Here is an 18,217-nt window from a genome sequence, read left to right as displayed (position 1 = left end):
TTTGTATTCAGGGGTCTTATAAATGGATGTATCAAAAATATGAGTTTGCTGATCGTTTGTCATCCTTGTACTCCTCCTTTTCTGGTAATGAACAAGTGGCCGAATTCATTTACGACTACTTCCCATCCAGGCTCCACCACAGTAGTCGTATCGTACTGTTCAATTACTGCCGGTCCTGCAAGCGGCTCAGAGATTGGTTCGGTCGGACGCTCATACACCGGGCAATGGACATAATCTGACACTGAATTCACAAATAACGGGCGCGTGAACTTCAGCAAGTCACTCCATCCTCCCTTAGAGTATGGTTTCGGACGCTGCCTTGGCGGTGCAAGCTGTCCAAATCCAGTTACTCCGATATTCACGATTTCAACCAATGATTTGTTTTCATAAGAATAGCCGTACTGACTCTCATGGGCGGTGTGGAAGTTTTTAAAGCTATCAGCAAGTGAAATGGAATCATCCGAAATTGGAAGCGGAACTCGAATTTCAAACGCCTGGCCGACATAACGCATATCAACGAACGCCTGCAGGCGAATTCCTGAACTTTTAAAGCCCTGGCTCGCTAAATCCTCGATAACTCGTTCCCGAACTTGTAAAAACTCTTCTTGCAGCTGATCTTCATTAAGTAAATCTTCCCGCTGTACATCCGTAATAACATGATCAACACGTACATCGGAATAGAGAAGACCTGCAGCAGCAGTAGCCCCTGGTGCCATTGGAACAAGAATGCTATTCATGTCAAGCGCATTGGCAACCGGTGAAACCAATAGTCCGCCCGCACCTCCAAATGGGAACAATGTATAATCACGCGGGTCACGTCCTCGTCTGACTGATACAACCCTTATACCTGCTGCGATGTTTTGAGTAGCAATTTCTAATATCCCTGCAGCTGCTTTTTCAACAGTAAGTCCAAGCGGATCAGCGATTTTAGTCTTAATTGCGTTATATGCAGCCTGCCTGTCCAGCGGAATCGACCCTCCAAGCAGGTAAGGCGGTATCCTTCCCAATACTAGATTTGCATCAGTTATGGTCGGCTCTGTTCCTCCACGGCCATAACACACAGGTCCAGGAGTGGAGCCAGCACTTTGCGGCCCAACCCTAAGAGCTTTGCTTCCTGCAAGCCATGCAATGGAGCCTCCGCCCGCTCCTACTGTGGTCATGTCGATCATCGGTGACTTAATATCATATATGTCTATTTTGCCTTCAGTGAGGAGCCGAGGGATCCCGCCTTCAATCAAGGCCATGTCAGTGCTTGTCCCTCCCATATCAAGGGTAAGAACGTCCGTAATTCCAGCTGCACTAGAAATAGCAGCGGCTGCAATTACTCCAGCTGCTGGTCCTGAAAGTGAAGCTGCAATTGGCCTTTTAATCAGCTCGCTGGCTGTGGAAACGCCGCCGCTCGATTTCATTACATAAAGCGGTGCCTCTGTTCCTGCTTCCTTGGCTCTGTCACTTAGGCGGTCAAGATAAGTCGAAAGAAGAGGCATAAGCCCTGTGTTTAGACAAGTAGTAAGCGTCCTTTCATACTCCCGATATTCACGGATAACATCAGAGGATATCGACACAAAGCATTCTGGATATTCTTCCTGAATAATTTCGCGGGCCCGCTCTTCATGTGCAGGATTCTGGTAGGAGTTAATAAAGGACACTGCGATTGCCTTTACTCCCATTTCACGGTATTCCCTCGCTGCAAGCCGAATCTGCTCCTCGTCAAGCGGCCGTAAAACTTCTCCTTTATAATTCAGGCGCCCGTCCGCCTCTCGAACTAATTCCAGAGGAACAATCCGCGGCGGTTTGATCCAGTAGCTGATAGCCCCAAACTCGCCGGGAACATTCTGGCGGGCCACCTCTAGCATATCCCTGTATCCCTTTGTAACAATAAGGCCAAGCTTCGAGTACTTTCCTTCTAATACAGCATTTGTTGCTACGGTCGTCCCATGGAGCAGCATGGTCACTTCTTCAGCTGCTTCTCCGATTTCATCCAACACTCCCTGTATTGCATCAAGGAAAGCTCGGGAAGGATCATCGGGTGTACTGGACGTTTTAAATACCTTCTCCTCGCCAGTTATATCATTGAGTGCTACCAGGTCAGTAAATGTCCCTCCTGTATCTATACCAATACGCCAACTCATTTTTTTCTCCCCTTTCTGGATCCATTCATCACACTGTTACGAAAGCGATTACAGAAAACTGTGCTTTCTGCTTGCTGCCCTTAGTTTAGCACCCACTTTGAGCTGTTATCTGTTCATTAGTTACATTCAGATGAAATTTTTGTTAATTTTGCGAAAATTTAAATGCATAATAGATTAGGCTTAACATGATGGACAATCAGAAGCGAGGTTATGTAATGAATAAGTATTATAAACATCCTTCTTTTAATACATGGCTTTAAGCAGTTACATAAGTGTACGTAAGGTAAACTGTGGGCCGCGGTCAGGTTTTATTCAATTCCGAAAGCTGCAATCCTCTCAAGCGCCTCTTGATTAATCACGGAGATAGTACCTTTTCGGAGATCAACAATCCCACTTGTGCGCCACCCATTGAGCAGCCTCGTCACCATTACCCTTGAAGTACCCATTAAAGCTGAAAGCTCTTGATGGGTAATGGAAAGAGACCGAGTACCTGCAGGTTTCCGAGTAAGGATTTCAACCAGGATGCGAGCAAGCCTGACTTCCGAGTGGTCAAAAGTCAAACTCATCATTTGGTTACTCAGCATCCAGACCTTATGTGCAAGTGATTGCATTAATCTCAATACGAAATCTGGCCGTGTACGGTTCATTTTCTCTATCATATCCCAGGAAAATGAGCTTACATTTGTCGGTTCCACCGCTTCACCTGTATACCAATGGTTACACTGCTGAAAAAAAGGAACTTCTGCAAAAAACTGTCCTGATTCTGCGAATGCAATTACTTTCTCGATACCATCCGATCGAACAATAGTACCTCTTACATGGCCCTTGTGAACATAAAAGAACTGATTCGCTTTCTCTCCCTGCCGATTAATAATCGTTCCCCGAGGGAAAAATATAGGCACTGCCAGGTCCACTATTTCGTCTGGGAGCGGTCCGAATTGCCGGGGATGGAAGGCTTCCTCAATTGTATGCTGCATTTCCATAAGCCCCCTTTCCAATCGTGCTTATTAACTCCATTTAATTCCTGAACCATATTTTTGGGCCCTCCACTTTTTTATTTATAAGGATTTTCCTTAAAAGGAAATATCATTAAACCATCCGCATTATTTTTATTTACTCCACCACTTAACTTAGTACTTATAAACTATTTATTTTGCGTTAGGTTTCAGGCTGCTAATCTTTTATCGTTCGTAGGTTAGTTAATTTTCAAATCAAAATTTATATTTTTGCTCATAACCGGTTTGCCTTGCTCATAATAGTGCCATTTTCTTACTCTTAATCTATCTTAATTTACTCATAACCCCTCCTCCGATCAAGGCAGTAACCACCCGTGATATTTGCTTTTCATAGAATAATCTAAAATAGCTGATAATAAATAAGACTTCAACCCCACTCCTTTGAATACCTGCAGCTTATCTTCATGAACTTGTATATATTTTTTCTTTCCTTCTGGGTTTTAAGGCTTGCATTCATGATCCTATGGTATTACCAATGTAAACAAAAAATAAGACGGTGAATCATTTCACCGTCTGGAAATTCCTGTATTGTCTGATTGATTTCTGCTTAAGGGCGGCTGCGGAGCTTCTAAAACCACCCGTTTATCCAAATACAATGATTACATTAAAACTTGAAATAAATAATCTTTAATTCAAGATAAATTTAACATGTATCTACTTTGATTGTCAACACTTTATCACAATATTTTTTGAAAGCTATAATAAATCTAATTTAATGTTCCTCGTTCCTACTCCTATAGCTTAGATAAAATTTCAATTTCGGTTATAGATAACCTCCCTAACCACTTTAATCTACATACTAAAACAGAACAATGAACCCCAGATCTTATGTGTACCATTGAGGTAAAATAAAATTATTGCACCAAAATAAATTATTTCGAGATAACTTTATGTATTCCGGAAGTGTTTTAAACAGTAATTAAAATCAGTTTCTTTACAAAAAAACAACCTGGCAGAATATCCTGCCAGGCCGAAAAATCAGTCGATTCCGGCAAATTGCTGACTCAGGAAGAACTGGATTCTGCCCTCAAGCTAGTTTTGGGAAATGAAGTGCCTGTTCAGCAGGTTGATGATACTGCCTATGCGGAGATCATGAAAGGTGCAGGAGTACCGGATTTTATCATTACTTGTAGCCAAATTGATTACATGAGATAATCAGGAAATTATTAAGTCTGAAACAAAGAAGGTGACTATTTTATATCCATAAGCAGCCGCTTTGCTGTCGGTATTCATATACTGACTCTTATTGACTTAAATAAAGATGGGATAAGCTCGTCGGAATATTTAGCAGGAAGTGTCAACACCAATCCAGCTGTAATCAGAAATATCATGGGAATGCTTAAAAAAGCAGGATTAATAGATGTTCAGCCCGGAGTTGCAGGAGCAAAACTTGCCAGGAGTAACCCTTTATAAGCTCTCAGACTTACTAACATTATTTAGGATTGTTTGGCGGAAAAAGGTAAGACATACCTTAACAACTTTATGGGTATATATGGATATACAAAGAGGTGCCTCTAACGAGTGCACCTTTTGTTTTATGAATTGTATATTTTTCTGTTTAAATTCACGATATCCTTATGTGAAATTTCAACTTCTTTTTTTCTGCAAGGAGCACCGAAAACATTTCCATCACCTTATCCCGTAGTAAAGGTGCTTTTTCTTTATTCGCCCTTTTCAACGCTTTCGTTAGTTCATCTTTTGTTAGCTCTGTACAGTAAGCAGGATTTCCTGGCTTAGAGTGGACGAAAATTGTATGGTTCTAGCACTTCATCCCTCATGCACTTCGTGCACCGTAGGAATTTTTATATTTTTATGAAGTTAATTTGATGGGTATAACCGTTATTGTTCTCTGTTGGATAAAGACAAGCTTTGATGTAGCAAAAAAAGACCACCGTAGCAATCTTCGTCCTTCTCTATTCTAGTTATTTCTCATGCATCAACTTTGTCTTTAAGCGATTATACGAAATGCTCATCTTTTCAATGGCCCAATCCTCTAAAGCTTTGTTTAATGCCCCAAAATCACCTTTGGTTTAAATCCGTGGCATCTTTTTGTTTCCATTCCAATTGCTTTGAACGGTTAAACTTTCATTCAGTTCTTCTTCAAGTATAGCTTAATACTCAATCGGGTATTTTTGAATTTATGTAAATTAGTCGAACCTAAAAATCTAAATTATTTATGGTGGTTTAACCAGTCAGTCCATTGTTTCAGAAGGTATTCAGACTTGCTTCAAACGTACATTTTTTTTAGCTTTTGGTACATATTCTTTTACCATTTCTTTCGCAAAATTAGCAGCATATCCTTTTCGTACCATAGCCCTTGCACTTTATTTATTTATCAAAAATACTAAAATAATTTGAGATGCTATAGTCGAAAACAAATTAAACATACTATGTGATAACCAAGCTGATAAAAAACCATATCTTAAGAAAAATAACGTACTAATTAAACCTGGTAAAAAGTAAAAAGGAAAACTTTAAATGCTGGGACCATGTGCAAATCCGAAAAACATGTTGACAACAATGATCCAGCATATTAAATACAGCTTCTTGTGTTTTATGATATGTTGTTGAAACTCACTAAACAAGTCTTTTGGAATGTTGGCAAATAGTAGCGCTGCTTCTACAAACAACAAATACCTAAACAAAAATTCTTCATTAAACGGACCGATTGTGATTGTTCCAAGCATCAGGCCAAGATTACTAACACCTTTTATTGTAGTGATTTGATTCGACCCGACACCAATCGGGCTAAAACCCAACCAATAAGGGACATATTGATATAAATTAATTAAAAAAGCCATTAGAATACCTGTTAAAATTGGTAAGCAAATTGAATGGGAAATTTCTTTCTTATATAAGATAAATCTAGATAAAAAACGTTTTCGAAATGATTGGAAAAATATAGCAAACGTCCAAATCATAAGAAAAGGAGTGATAAAAACATCGCGTGACACCTCCGATCTTAGCTAACACACTATTCACTGTCTCAGTAGATGAGCTTGGTTTCGGTAACTTTGAAATACGTGAACGTGCTGCCCGCACATGTTGTAACCCTCATACTGGAGAAGAAATTCAAATAGCAGCTGGGAAAATCTCTGCTTTCAAAGCTGGAAAAGCTATTTTTTGGAAAATAAATACACTTACAAAAAGGAGTGGGAACCTCCTGCGAGCAAAAAAGACCATCTTTTAAAGACGGCCTTTCTTTTAAACTAGATCTGCTGTTAATGCCATAGAGCGATTTTGGAGGCTATCGGAACGTAGGCTATAAGCAACTACTTTCTTCTTATACTGTTTGACTACATCCACATGATCACTGTTGCTGTACAAAAACAACCTGACATCCTTTTTGCCTTTTTTGGTATCAATGACTAGTGGAGTCCCGCCGTTCTCTGGATGCAAAAACATTTGTTCATTTCCTGGAAATATATAATATTGTTCTAAGAATGTACCTTTGTTAAAAAAATCAATGACTTGAGCTGCATCTTCACCTTCCAGGTGTTTTCCCTCGAAGGTCACGACGGTATTCGCATCATTAAGTTTTGAATGCATTTCAAACTTGCCTGTAATCCATTTCACTGCATCGGATGGAAGACAGGAAATCAATATTTTTAATAGCCCAAAGAGAATGGTCAAAACCAAAGCAAGACCAGTCATACTTCATCATCTCCGTATTGTTCTAATTTGATATTTTTAAATAATTCATTTCCCTTTTATAATAAGCCTACTATTTTTAGATTGCACTAATATGTGAAATATGTCACAAAAATTCAATAACGTTAAATTGCCAAGTGGCGATATGAGCGAAGGGAAAATTGATAACATAAAGAATGTTGAAAAAACCACGATTGTACAGTAATTGGTAATTCCCCAACTGATAAATAATACGATTTTTAAAGTTTCGACTTTCTTATGAGGAAACTCATTCTACAGTGAATCCAGTAGAAATAGTTATCACTTTGAGCAATAGGCGCGCATAGATAATTCTATTGCTCGCTTTCTTTTATGTCTTTCTTATTAAGTTAATCTGGTCTAATTTTTGATGTTGAGGACTTAGTGATGCTGCCTCTTTCGTTACAGGTACAGAATAGTTCATGAATGAATGTCCATTACATTGTAAATCTCGGAAAAGGCCTGATTCTTTTTTTTATGAATAAGTAGTCAAGGTAAACACATTATGAGTCAGAGTACCAGCATCTAGCTGAAACAGATCAGAAACTCAGTGAATTGGAGCAAATTCGTGTGAAAATTCAGTTTCTTACCGAACACTTTGAGCACTGGTTTGAAAAAAGAGAAGGTGAATGACCTTTTATTAACCCTTATTAGTAAAATGGTGATTCCTCTAATAACAGCATTGGACTTACTCTCAGCTTCCACTTCATTGCTACTTTTCATTATCTCCATGACTTGGGCTTATATAATATTAGAACGGTCATTTTAGATAATAAGACAGTGTTCTTTTTTATTCCTCATAAAGCTTTCAACACCGCGCGTTATAGTCTAATTGTCTTTGTTTTTCATCATCCTTTTTATTTTAATCTTCTTAAGTTCTCTCCATAATTTTCAATCCTTACTTAATAGCTAAATGTTCCTTGATAACTCGAATTGATATAAGCTGATCATCTTCCGCTCCTTGAACCTGGAGTCCCGCCTCAATATTTTTCCGTGTTTAAACTAAATTATCTTTTGTTATGATTTCTCCTGGAATGAAAATTGGAATTCCAGGTGGGTAAACCATTACAAATTCCGAAATAATCCTTCCGGCAGACTTTGCAAAAGAAATAACTTCTGTGTCAGCATAAAAAGCCTCTCGTGGCGTTAAAGCCAAAGCAGGAATATTCGGTAATAAGACAGAGCTATCAGCACATTTGTCCACCTGATTAATATACTCTCTTGAAAGGTTGGTTAACGCAGTAACAGTGTTAATAAGTCTTTATCGGTATCTCCTGGTGTGACAATACAAAGAATCTTATAAAGATCAGATAATTCAACCTCAATGTTGTAATTATGACGAAGCCATTTTTCAACGTCGTTACCAGTAATCCCAAGTTCTTCCACCGATATTAATAGCTTAGTAGGATTCATTGAGACTGCAGCACTAGATTCTAGGACTTCATGGCCCATGCAATATAAATGAGGAATTTCATTGATTTTCGAACGAGTTTCTTTTGCTTTTCGAATTGTATCCTCTAATAATCCTTGTCCTTCAGTAACAAACGATTTTCTAGCAACATCCAATGAAGCTAATAATAAATAGGAAGTCGAAGTTGTCGTTAACATACATAAAACAGATTGAACCCGCTTGGGTGAAACAAGATTACCCCGCAGATTCAGAATAGAACTCTGAGTTAGAGAACCACCTAATTTATGCACACTTGTTGCAGCCATGTCGGCCCCGGCCTCCATTGCAGATAATGGCATTTCCTTTGAAAATGAATATGCGCCCCATGTGCTTAGTCAACAAGTACCGGAATATCTCTTGAATGAGCAATTTTTACAATCTTTTTTAAGTCTCCAGAAACACCATAATAAGTTGGGTTGATAACCAAAATAGCTTTGGCATCAGGATGGAGGTTTATTGCTTTTTCGATAGAATCCGGTGTAATCCCGTGAGAGATACCAAAGCGGGAATCTACTTCCGGATGGATAAAAACAGGTATAGCACCTGAGAAAACAATCGCACTCATAATGGATTTGTGTACATTTCGCGGGACTAAAATCTTATCTTCAGGATTACAAACGGACATAATCATGGCCATAATCGCCCCGCTTGTCCCCTGTACAGAGAAGAAAGTATAATCTGCACCAAATGCTTTTGCCGCTAATTCCTGTGATTGTTTAATAATACCTTTTGGAAGGTGTAAATCATCAACGGTTCAATATTAATTAAGTCAATTGAAAAGCATTCTCACCAATAAATTCTCTAAAGACAGGATCCATTCCATTTCCTTTTTTATGGCCGGGGATATGAAATTGGATTGGATTTTGTTCTGCATGTTTTTTTAGGCCCGTAAATAACGGAGTTTCAAACTGGTTTAACAATTTGCACACACCCTTTCTCATCCTACGTGTTGAAATTAATAGTCAAGTTGTTATAAATGATTAAGATGGTCATCAAAAATATCCTACAAAATGGAACCAATCTTACGAAACCGGGCACTAACTAATATAGTGAAATTTTATAAATAAGTTTTTGTAAAAGAACAGGTCCTTCCCCGAATAGGGCTAAGCCATAATCATCTAATCAATAATCCAAATATGAGTTGTTTGCGGGCATATTACTCCATATCACAGTTGTGAATTTATACACAAATTAGAATCTTCCCTATGGTTAAATCTTTTCTAAAAATCCACTACTCTACAATAAAGGATTTTTTAAAATAGTTAACCATCCAATCTTACGCTTTTTTCACCATCCATTAGTAAAGAACTATGTTAATATCATGATTCCTAATAGGAAATACTCGACAAAAAGTCCTTACTCTACTTCTTTAGAAAATAAATCCACCAATTGTTTGATTGTAGGACTGAGATTTACTAAGAAATAAGCTTCTCTTATTCTTCTAAAAGTATCGTTGCCCTGAATATAGGACTGTCCTCCAGAAAAGAGCATGTCAGTATGGGTTGCTTTCAGCGTAAATTTAGCCATTTCCAATCTAGTCAGTAAGATGTCCTTCCAAATACTTGAAAGGTCTGTAGATCCCGCATGAGAGTAAGTTTTGTTCCGAAGACTTTCAAGTTCTCCTGACAATTCCTGTATTTTCGGTTTAAGAGACCTATTACCTTCACTATTTCTAGAATAGATATCTTTTAAAGATTGTATTGCAGCATGAGAAACCCCAATCCCCAGAGGTATTTGATATAAAACCAAAAATGGACGGACCTTTTGTATGAATGTGTCGGCATTTTGGGAAATAATCCAATCATCTGGAATGAATACATGGTCAAAGGAGCAGGAATACGTACCGCTCCCCTTTAATCCAATAAAATGAGTTTTCTTTTCCGATATGAGTCCCTTTGTATTCAAAGGAAGGATTCCTATGATTCTTTTTTCCTCATTCTGTGAAGCCACAATTACAAACCAGTGGTCATCATCTAGATTAGAAACGCTTGGTAAACTTCCGGTCAAGAAATATCCACCCGCAGTCCTTTCAGCCTTCAAGCGTATATTCTCCAATCCGGCATAATATTTTAATGCGTTTGATAATCCAGTTCCACCCAGTATTTCTCCTAATTCAAGGGCTGGTAATAAATCGTTTTTTATAAAAGGATTACTGCTCAACCTCAAAGCAGTTAGTGCGGCTAAATGACACCATTCTGTAAATGCGGATGTCATGCAATAGTTTGCTGTCTCTTGGATTAAATCAATCTCCCTGTACCGTAAACTTCCCTTAGGTAAACTTGTGGAATGAAAGAAGCCATTTTCCCCTAGAATGTTCAGAAATCTTTTGGGGTAAAGTCCCACTTCGTCCACTTCTTGAATAAAAGGTTTAAGATGCTCCTGAATGATTTGGCCTAAAACTGTCTTATCTATTTGTGTTGATATCACCTGTGCCACTCCTAATCTTTAAAAAAATGAAGGGACCCTGACCACAATAAAAATACTTGAATCGTGAGAGGTCGACTCATTTAAGCTTATTATTTCTTCCTATACAAATTTTTTTATTTCTGAGTGTTACCAATAACTTAAAAACATCAGGCCTTGCATAATGGCCAACAGGATTAAATTCCATTTGCTAAGCGATTTGTTTCAAGTCCAGATTTGGTGGTATCAGTGTTTCTTCCCGTCCCCAGTCTGGTTCTGAAACAGAATCCCCAAGCCGCCAACAATGGCCTTACACGACTGTACATTATTCTCGGTATAGAACTTAAAATCATCATAAAAAGCTAAATTCTTCAGACACATGTCCTAGTTTACATATTTATTGGCTGAAAAAACCTAATACCTTCCATTCAACGTGCCGAACGGTTGATTGTTGATTCCCGTGAATCTGCCATAGGTGTTTCAAATACAGGAAGCGTGCTGTCATCCCATTCACACCAGATAACCTGTTCTGCCGGGTAGGTCTTATCTAAGAGAATGACCTCTGGATTCATGAAGAATCACTGTGCAATAGAGAGTTCCCCTACTATTTTTCCTGATAGCCTCAATCCCCCCATCACATGATAACTCCTGCTTTCCCGAGCCTTTACGTCGTTTAACCATGTACCTCCTAATATCTATACCAATCCTTCTTCCCCGTTCTGTCCCGTTGCCAATAACCCTACCAAAGTATAAATCTTTAGGATAAGCAGGAATAAATGGAAGGATAACTATCTTCTCAAATTTATTTAATTTGGCGTAAAGCTAATGCAAACCTTTTAATTCCCATATCAATATCTTCCTCTTTCTCCCTAGCAAATGTAAAACGAACATAGACTTTTTGCGTTCCCATGGTCGATCCAGGAACATAGATGACTCCATTTCGTATGGAATTCTCGAGTAATTGACCTTCATCATGCCCTTTATTGATCCTGCACCAAATATGAATTCCGCCTTCTGGTATTTGAAATTCGACACTATCCTCCAGATAGTCCTTCATACTGATGACAATTTGGTCTCTCCGCAGTTTTAATTGTTTCACCAAGCGGCAAATATGATTCGAAAAATACTCAGATTCTAAAAATTCTTCGGCAATCCACTGCGTATAGCTACCATGTCCGAAATCAATTTGCTGTTTCGCATCAGATAATCTTTCAATGACAGACTTTGGTCCATGGATCCAGCCAATTCGCAAGCCTGAAGCCACAATCTTGGACAAAGAACTAATATATAATACATTACCGTGCACATCCATCGACTTTAAAGGACTTGCCTCTTTTCCTGTAAAGGAAGTTAAACTGTACGGATCATCCTCTACAATCGGGATTCCATATTGAGAGGATAAATCTAAGATTTTTTTCCTGCGTTCTTGACTAAGGTAAGCTCCCGTAGGATTTTGATAGGAAGGATTTAAAAAAATTATTCGAATACGGTGTTTTTTATACAATGATTCTAAATCATCTGGATTGATTCCATACTGGTCGACTGGTAGATAAAACGTCCTTATTCCTGCCGATTTAAATATAGGGAGGCCATAATGATACGATGGATTCTCTAACACAATCGCATCCCCCGGCTTTAAGAGACATTGAACGATAAGATGCAGCGCCTGCTGCGCACCTGAGGTAACCAGGATGGAGGAGGAATCTGTTTCAATTCTCCGATATCTCTTCACATGCTCTACAATGGTATTTCTTAGCCTTTCACTTCCCTGGGGGTGATCGTAGCCCAAGCGGCCAGTAAATGGCCTGCTAGCTGCAATTTTTTGTAATGAGTCAAGGGGGAATAAATCTTCAGATAACTCCCCGCTCGCTAGATTTATCAGGCTATGGCCTTCTATTTCCTTCCTGATTCTTTGAATCACCGGCATATTCGGCAAGAATGAGCCAGCTTCCACGTACCGGTTCCAGCTGGGGATGCGCTTTTTGGTAAGTCCCCAGATATCCTTGCTTATTCTTGTTCCACTCCCCCTTTTTCTCTCGATAAGACCAATTGACTCCAATTCATCGTACGCAGCGACTACTGTACTCCTATTTACTTGAAGCTCACTTGCCAGCTGCCTTTCGGAAGGCAGGAGCTGATCGGGAGGAAGGATCCCATCCGCAATTCCATTTCCAATAAACTCAGCGAGCTGCTTATATATAGGCTTTTTTTGTTTCCTATCCGGTCTCCAATCCATATTTCAGCCCACCCCTTGAAATTAAAATTAAAAATAACCTATCCTCTTAAAAAGAAATGATAGGTTTATGTTTCTTACATTTGATTTTTTTTATGCAAACCACCTAATATAGACGGCAACTGAAATAATAGAAAGAATAATGACGACAGCATAAATCAAAGCTAGATTAGTGATGTTACGCTTAGTTGAATTGCTGTACCCTTCATCCCCTTTACCGGCCACCATAAGAGTCGCAATTAGAGAAATAACAGAGATAATGATAACCAAAATATAAGCAACAGTCATCTTTCGCACCTCTATATGTAATTATAATATCCCATTATACGAGTTATAGGACTAAAAGGAACCATCCAATTCAAATAATCAAAACCCATCCACTTGAACAAAACCCAGAAAAGTTTTATACTGAATTGCTCTCTAACTTCTTCTGCCACTTTCTCACAAGCAAAAGCTGCAGCCATTCAATCGGCAGCTGACCTTTATGGATCAAGCAGTGCAGAAAAAACAGCCGTTACAAATGCTTTCACTGCAGTAGGGATCAATTAATCAATCCTGATATTAGTTAGAAAGAAACCAGCTTACTAAAAGTTGGTTTCTTTCTTATGATAAGTAATAAGTACAGACACACTTGCAATTTTGGTGGAACAAATATCGATCTTTGCTTCCCCTATCATTTTGTAAATAATAGTTTTTTATATTCCCTTTGAATTATCTTCGTAAAATTGATATTTTACGCAAAGATGGAGATTCGGCAAATTCTTGTAAGAATAACAATAAAATGGAGAAGCTTCCCTTTTTATATGAGCGCAGATACCCTACCTTAGATTAAAAAGTACCCTTATGCATATTGCACACGGGTACTTCATTTTTGTTAAATATAATCTACCAAGTCCATGCTACCCTGAAATTTAAGAAACTTACTTTTAAATAAATCAATGTTATCAGGTGGCCATTGAAATATTACATGAAATGGAGTAGGCTCCGCAGTTACGTTTTAGAAAATACCTCACCCTTGTGCTCGTCCCAATATATCTGAAATTCATTATTGGAATTGATAATTTTTTTATTGTTATTTATTAATGTAATCTCAAGAGGAAATATGGCAGATGTTTTATCGGAAAATATCCATATTATCCCAGGTTGAGCTAAGATAATAAATATTCCATTCCTTCTATCACCCATGAAATTAAGTGTTTTTCTACTTATTGTATTATTGTCACGCTCGGTCAAACTAATTTCATTTAATTTTTTACTTACACTTATAGTATCCTCTACGTTTAAACCTATTTCACTTATGTTTAAAATACTTTTAACTGAAAAAGCTCAATACTATCTTCAGCGATTTCATACCTTGAAATAAATTCTACTATATTACCAGAAGGATCATAGGAAATAAAGAGCATGGGCAGGAAAATGAGCAAAATTAGCTTCATCTAATCCATCTTCAACAAGTAAACTTACTCTTTCTTTTGCCCATGATTTTGCTTCATTAAATTTGTTAGCTGGTATGTTAAAAGCAAAGTGATAATAGGGGTTATCTTCTACATCTTTTGTTGTAAACTCAAATTCACCTGCACCAACAGCAATTCGAAAGCTATTCTTATCCTCATTAATTAGAGAAAAACCTAACGTATTAATATAGAAATTTTTCATTTCCGTTAAACTGTTTGTCTGTAAAACAATCGATTTAATTGCCATTGATAATAACACCTTCCTTGTTTATCAAATTATGTAGTAAGTCTATTTAAATAACGTATCGTTACTCTGAATAAAACATAATTATCCATTTTAATCCAAATTTATTTATATACTAATTCATCTTATTGTTGCAGTTGTCACCTCGAAATCTTAATTGCTTGTAACTAACCTCTCTCCCTCAATAAAGAAAGCAAAACCGTTTTCTTCGGATATCTCAGTATTTAATAGTAAGTTATATACCCTCTTCAAAGAAAAAGAATTGGTTCGAGGTGACATTGCTGGATGTACTGGGAATTTTTCAATCTCTTATAGATCGTACATAAATAGCGAGCCATAGGTTAAAGTAAGTTGAAACAATCCATAACGACTCCGATACAGACATTAACTCCTTTAAAAAGCGCAGCATAACACCTGCGCTTTTTTTGTTGAAAAAATGGACAAAAACTTTGTTAAAAGCCCTGTCCGTCGTGTCTGCTTGTACATAGGATAAATTGAGTAACACCAAGAATTTACGCAAAGGGGTGGATAATATGGCAGATGGATATGGTGGAGGATATGGTGGAATGGGTAGTGGATTTGCTCTAATCGTAGTATTGTTTATCTTGTTAATCATCATCGGATGTACTTGCATGTTTGGAGGATCCGGCTATTAACCGATAACTGAATCAGTAAAAGCCTATTAATTGCGTTTAATAGGCTTTTTTAATTCACAAAAAAAAAAGCCGAAATATATCCGACTTAATCGATGCCACTGTTTTATACGAAACTATTTTTCCTAAAATATGCGTCTTCTACGGAATGAAAAAACGGCAGCTATAAAAAAGAAAGGAAAAAAGCGTCTCCTGAACCCGGTACGAATAAATACTCCCCGTGGTGGGTCAATGGCTTCCATTATCCCACGATGCTCTCTACCATCACGATCCCTCACAATAACCTCGCGGCCCATGTGTCGCATCAAGTCTGGCATAGTAATCCCCCTTTTATAGAATTGCCGTAATGGACAAACTACGGCTTGGTATATCCTATTGTCGGTTGTTTTTAAGTGAAACGGACGTTAGCCCAGCTTGTACGAAAAATTGCGCAAAAGAAAAAAGCCATCCGGGTGGGATAGCTCTCAGTCGGCTTATTACGAAGCTTCACAGGCGTTAATGCATTATATGCAGAACTCCATTGGTAATGCAGTCGGTGACCATTCGGACAACTACGCATACTATGTAGTGCCCCAGTTTTACAAGTCATTGCTCAACTTTGAGTCTTCAGAATCGTTCATAGTTGAACCAAATTACGGAAAAGGATACATGGAACCGGATGCCTTTAAGCAGAGCCATTAAAAAAGCTAATCAAAAATCGGAAGAAGAAGAAATTCAAATAAATATTGGTTAACAACTTTCAGACTATGTACCTTAAGATAATCCAAAAATCTTCATGATGCTTGAAATTACGACCTTAAATGTGCGGACCAGGAAGCCGATCTTAGAAACCATTAGCCATTTATCAGCGGAAGTCTGACGGAAAACTCACTGCCCTTCCCTAGTTCACTCGTAACCTGAATGGTGCCTCCGTGGCTTTCCGCAATCCACTTTGCAATGGCAAGTCCAAGTCCATGTCCTCCTGCTTGCCTTGACCTTGACTTATCTGACCGGTAGAAACGTTCAAATATCAGGCTTCGATCCTCAGGGAAAATCCCTATTCCGGTATCTTTCATAGTAATAAGCAGTTCTTTTTCATGAAGAGATAGGGTGAGATTTGCTTCTCCTCCATTCGGGGTGTATTTAATAGCGTTATCCAGCAAAATATACAATAACTGAGTAAGTTTTTGTGAATCTCCATGAATCAACAAGGTCTCTGGGGCATTTATGGTTAGTTTGATTTGTTTCGATTCAGCTAATGCCCCCACCGCATCAAGCGCCTTTTGGGCTGCAAGCCGAAAATCAAATTTTTCTATTACAAGCTCGACAGCTCCCGAATCGGAACGAGCCAAAGTCAATAAATCACCAACCAATCCTGTCATCCTATTTACTTCATTTTTCATATTAAACAGCAGCTTATGAGAGTAATCTTCTTCATCGGATTCCAATATCATCTCCATTGCATTAATGGATGACAGCATGACACTTAATGGTGTCCTTAATTCATGAGAAGCATCTGCCACAAATTCTTTTTGTCTGGAAAAAGCATGAGTAATCGGGACCATTGCCTTTTTGGACATAAAATAACTGATAATCAGAGCCACCCCTAAAAAAAGAACCGCCAAACCTGACAAAATAATTAAAAGCCAATTAAACAGCTGATAGGCAAATGAAACCTCTTTTCCAATATAAACAGTTCCAACTCTTTCTCCATTAGAGATAATCGGATGGCCGGATATCATTAAGCGAACAGATCCTTTTCTTTTGATAGGCTCAAACTCCGGTTTTCCCGATTTTCCTTCTTTCCTGTCTTTTCCTTTTGGGCCATGTCCAGAAAATGTGACGTTCAGTGTCTTTTTTCGGATTTCATTCGGTGAAGCCTGCCACCCTTTAACCGTTCTCAAAAGCTCTGGCCGGAGATCAGGAATCCTTTCATTGCCCGAAACCAATTGCCCAGAAGGATTGACGATATAATAGAAAAATTGGTCAACGTCCTGCACCACAGATTGTTGGGCCTGTATTTCGGATAAATCAGACTGATGCAGGTTCCTTAAATACATCTCAATGCCTTTCGCTTCTTGATTCACTCTTGTTTCCAGTTCACGTTCCTGGTCTTTAAAGATAGTAGAATATAATAAGGCATAGACGACAATAATGAACAATATCAGAAAAATCATCAGCAAACCGCTGTATAACAGGGTTAGGCGTAATTGAGTCCTTCTAAATAAGTCATCTTTCTTTTGTTTTTTAAAAGGATGCAGAAAATGGATGTTTTCAGCTTTCAAATTTATACCCCACTCCTCTTATACTTTGAAGTAAATCTGGTTTTCCGATGATGTAAAGCTTTTTCCGCAGAAGCTTTACCGTTGCATCGATTGTTTTGGTTGACACATCTGCATCAAAACCCCAAATCCGGTCTAATATAACCTCTCTGGTCAATACTTGCCCTTTATTTTGTATCAATAGATCCAGCAATTGAAATTCACGCGGACTTAATTGAACTTCTTTTCCTCCTTGGTCAACTGTTTGGCTTGTCCGATTTAACACCATATCATGAACAGAAAGCTGCTCTTCAAGAATGGGAGCATAATTCCGCCGTGAGAGTGCACGTATGCGGGCCAGAAGCTCATCAATCTCAAAGGGCTTAATAAGATAATCATCTGCACCTGCGTCCAATCCCTCTATCCGGTTTTCTACTGCATCCTTTGCTGTCAGCATTAAAACGGCCCCGGAATAACCTTGGCTTCTAAGCCGCCTGCACACAGAAACGCCGTCTCCATTTGGCATCATCCAATCCAGTATCAGTACATCATAATGAGATGAAACAGCATAATCATAGGCATCTTCGCCTTCCATCACCCAATCAACCCTATACCCTGCCTTTTTCTTTAGCATAAATCCAATTAATTCACCAAGCTGCAAGTCATCCTCAGCCAAAAGAATGTTCACGCCAATCCCCCTTCTCGCGCAAAATGTTTTATTGA

Annotated in this window: 14 protein-coding genes and 5 pseudogenes; 6 read left to right on the top strand and 13 right to left on the bottom strand. The window is 38.5% G+C overall.

All coding sequences use genetic code 11. The features are described 5' to 3' along the window. Positions 1-59 precede the first annotated feature (59 nt). Both ACN6MY_RS12270 and ACN6MY_RS12265 read right to left on the bottom strand, forming a co-directional pair. Positions 60-2,132 (bottom strand): hydantoinase/oxoprolinase family protein, encoded by a 2,073-nt coding sequence (locus tag ACN6MY_RS12270; protein ID WP_419880456.1) that lies wholly within the window; start codon positions 2,130-2,132, stop codon positions 60-62. Positions 2,133-2,440: 308 nt separating this feature from the next. Further along, entirely contained in the window at positions 2,441-3,109 is a 669-nt protein-coding gene (locus ACN6MY_RS12265) for a Crp/Fnr family transcriptional regulator (RefSeq protein WP_419880455.1), read from the bottom strand. 1,026 nt (positions 3,110-4,135) lie between these two features. Here ACN6MY_RS12265 and ACN6MY_RS12260 point away from each other — a divergent pair. Beyond that, a pseudogene (locus tag ACN6MY_RS12260) lies at positions 4,136-4,273 on the top strand (SDR family NAD(P)-dependent oxidoreductase); the annotation flags it as partial. Positions 4,274-4,345: 72 nt separating this feature from the next. Then, positions 4,346-4,546: pseudogene (locus ACN6MY_RS12255) on the top strand (Rrf2 family transcriptional regulator); the annotation flags it as partial. 1,076 nt (positions 4,547-5,622) lie between these two features. On the opposite strand, the gene ACN6MY_RS12250 reads toward ACN6MY_RS12255, so the two are convergent. Next, entirely contained in the window at positions 5,623-5,949 is a 327-nt protein-coding gene (locus ACN6MY_RS12250) for a hypothetical protein (protein ID WP_419880454.1), read from the bottom strand. A 188-nt stretch (positions 5,950-6,137) separates the two neighbouring features. Here ACN6MY_RS12250 and ACN6MY_RS12245 point away from each other — a divergent pair. Then, a pseudogene (locus ACN6MY_RS12245) lies at positions 6,138-6,338 on the top strand (HU family DNA-binding protein); the annotation flags it as partial. A 14-nt stretch (positions 6,339-6,352) separates the two neighbouring features. On the opposite strand, the gene ACN6MY_RS12240 reads toward ACN6MY_RS12245, so the two are convergent. From ACN6MY_RS12240 to ACN6MY_RS12215, 6 genes and pseudogenes are all read right to left on the bottom strand, one after another. Further along, entirely contained in the window at positions 6,353-6,802 is a 450-nt protein-coding gene (locus ACN6MY_RS12240) for a YfmQ family protein (RefSeq protein WP_419880453.1), read from the bottom strand. A gap of 913 nt (positions 6,803-7,715) precedes the next feature. After that, positions 7,716-9,208: pseudogene (locus ACN6MY_RS12235) on the bottom strand (aminotransferase class I/II-fold pyridoxal phosphate-dependent enzyme). Positions 9,209-9,623: 415 nt separating this feature from the next. Continuing rightward, entirely contained in the window at positions 9,624-10,694 is a 1,071-nt protein-coding gene (locus tag ACN6MY_RS12230) for an acyl-CoA dehydrogenase (RefSeq protein WP_419880452.1), read from the bottom strand. 404 nt (positions 10,695-11,098) lie between these two features. Further along, entirely contained in the window at positions 11,099-11,242 is a 144-nt protein-coding gene (locus ACN6MY_RS12225; protein ID WP_419880451.1) for a hypothetical protein, read from the bottom strand. 230 nt (positions 11,243-11,472) lie between these two features. Then, entirely contained in the window at positions 11,473-12,906 is a 1,434-nt protein-coding gene (locus tag ACN6MY_RS12220) for a PLP-dependent aminotransferase family protein (protein ID WP_419880450.1), read from the bottom strand. Between the two features lie 90 nt (positions 12,907-12,996). After that, entirely contained in the window at positions 12,997-13,191 is a 195-nt protein-coding gene (locus ACN6MY_RS12215; protein ID WP_419880449.1) for a hypothetical protein, read from the bottom strand. A gap of 135 nt (positions 13,192-13,326) precedes the next feature. Between ACN6MY_RS12215 and ACN6MY_RS12210 the strand changes: the two are divergent. Then, positions 13,327-13,452, top strand: a pseudogene (locus ACN6MY_RS12210) (M4 family metallopeptidase); the annotation flags it as partial. Positions 13,453-13,893: 441 nt separating this feature from the next. Here the strand turns inward: ACN6MY_RS12210 and ACN6MY_RS12205 are convergent. After that, entirely contained in the window at positions 13,894-14,142 is a 249-nt protein-coding gene (locus ACN6MY_RS12205) for a hypothetical protein (protein WP_419884156.1), read from the bottom strand. Between the two features lie 147 nt (positions 14,143-14,289). Continuing rightward, a complete protein-coding gene (locus ACN6MY_RS12200) occupies positions 14,290-14,604 on the bottom strand; it encodes a VOC family protein (RefSeq protein WP_419880448.1) in 315 nt (104 codons plus the stop codon). Between the two features lie 530 nt (positions 14,605-15,134). Between ACN6MY_RS12200 and ACN6MY_RS12195 the strand changes: the two genes are divergently transcribed. Further along, positions 15,135-15,257 (top strand): YjcZ family sporulation protein, encoded by a 123-nt coding sequence (locus ACN6MY_RS12195; RefSeq protein ID WP_419880437.1) that lies wholly within the window; start codon positions 15,135-15,137, stop codon positions 15,255-15,257. 411 nt (positions 15,258-15,668) lie between these two features. After that, entirely contained in the window at positions 15,669-15,935 is a 267-nt protein-coding gene (locus ACN6MY_RS12190; RefSeq protein WP_419880447.1) for a hypothetical protein, read from the top strand. A 152-nt stretch (positions 15,936-16,087) separates the two neighbouring features. Here ACN6MY_RS12190 and ACN6MY_RS12185 read toward each other — a convergent pair whose 3' ends face one another. Both ACN6MY_RS12185 and ACN6MY_RS12180 read right to left on the bottom strand, forming a co-directional pair. Further along, complete coding sequence (locus tag ACN6MY_RS12185; protein ID WP_419880446.1) at positions 16,088-17,518, bottom strand: sensor histidine kinase; 1,431 nt, start codon at positions 17,516-17,518, stop codon at positions 16,088-16,090. After that, positions 17,508-18,182, bottom strand: coding sequence for a response regulator transcription factor (locus ACN6MY_RS12180; RefSeq protein ID WP_419880445.1), 675 nt, complete (start codon positions 18,180-18,182; stop codon positions 17,508-17,510). Before ACN6MY_RS12180 ends, ACN6MY_RS12185 begins: the two co-directional genes overlap by 11 nt. Between the last annotated feature and the right edge of the window lie 35 nt (positions 18,183-18,217).

It is taken from the genome of Peribacillus sp. B-H-3, from assembly GCF_048572925.1.
Classification (GTDB): domain Bacteria; phylum Bacillota; class Bacilli; order Bacillales; family DSM-1321; genus Peribacillus.
Note: the sequence above shows the minus strand (reverse complement) of the source record. Positions and strands in the feature narration are given on the sequence as shown.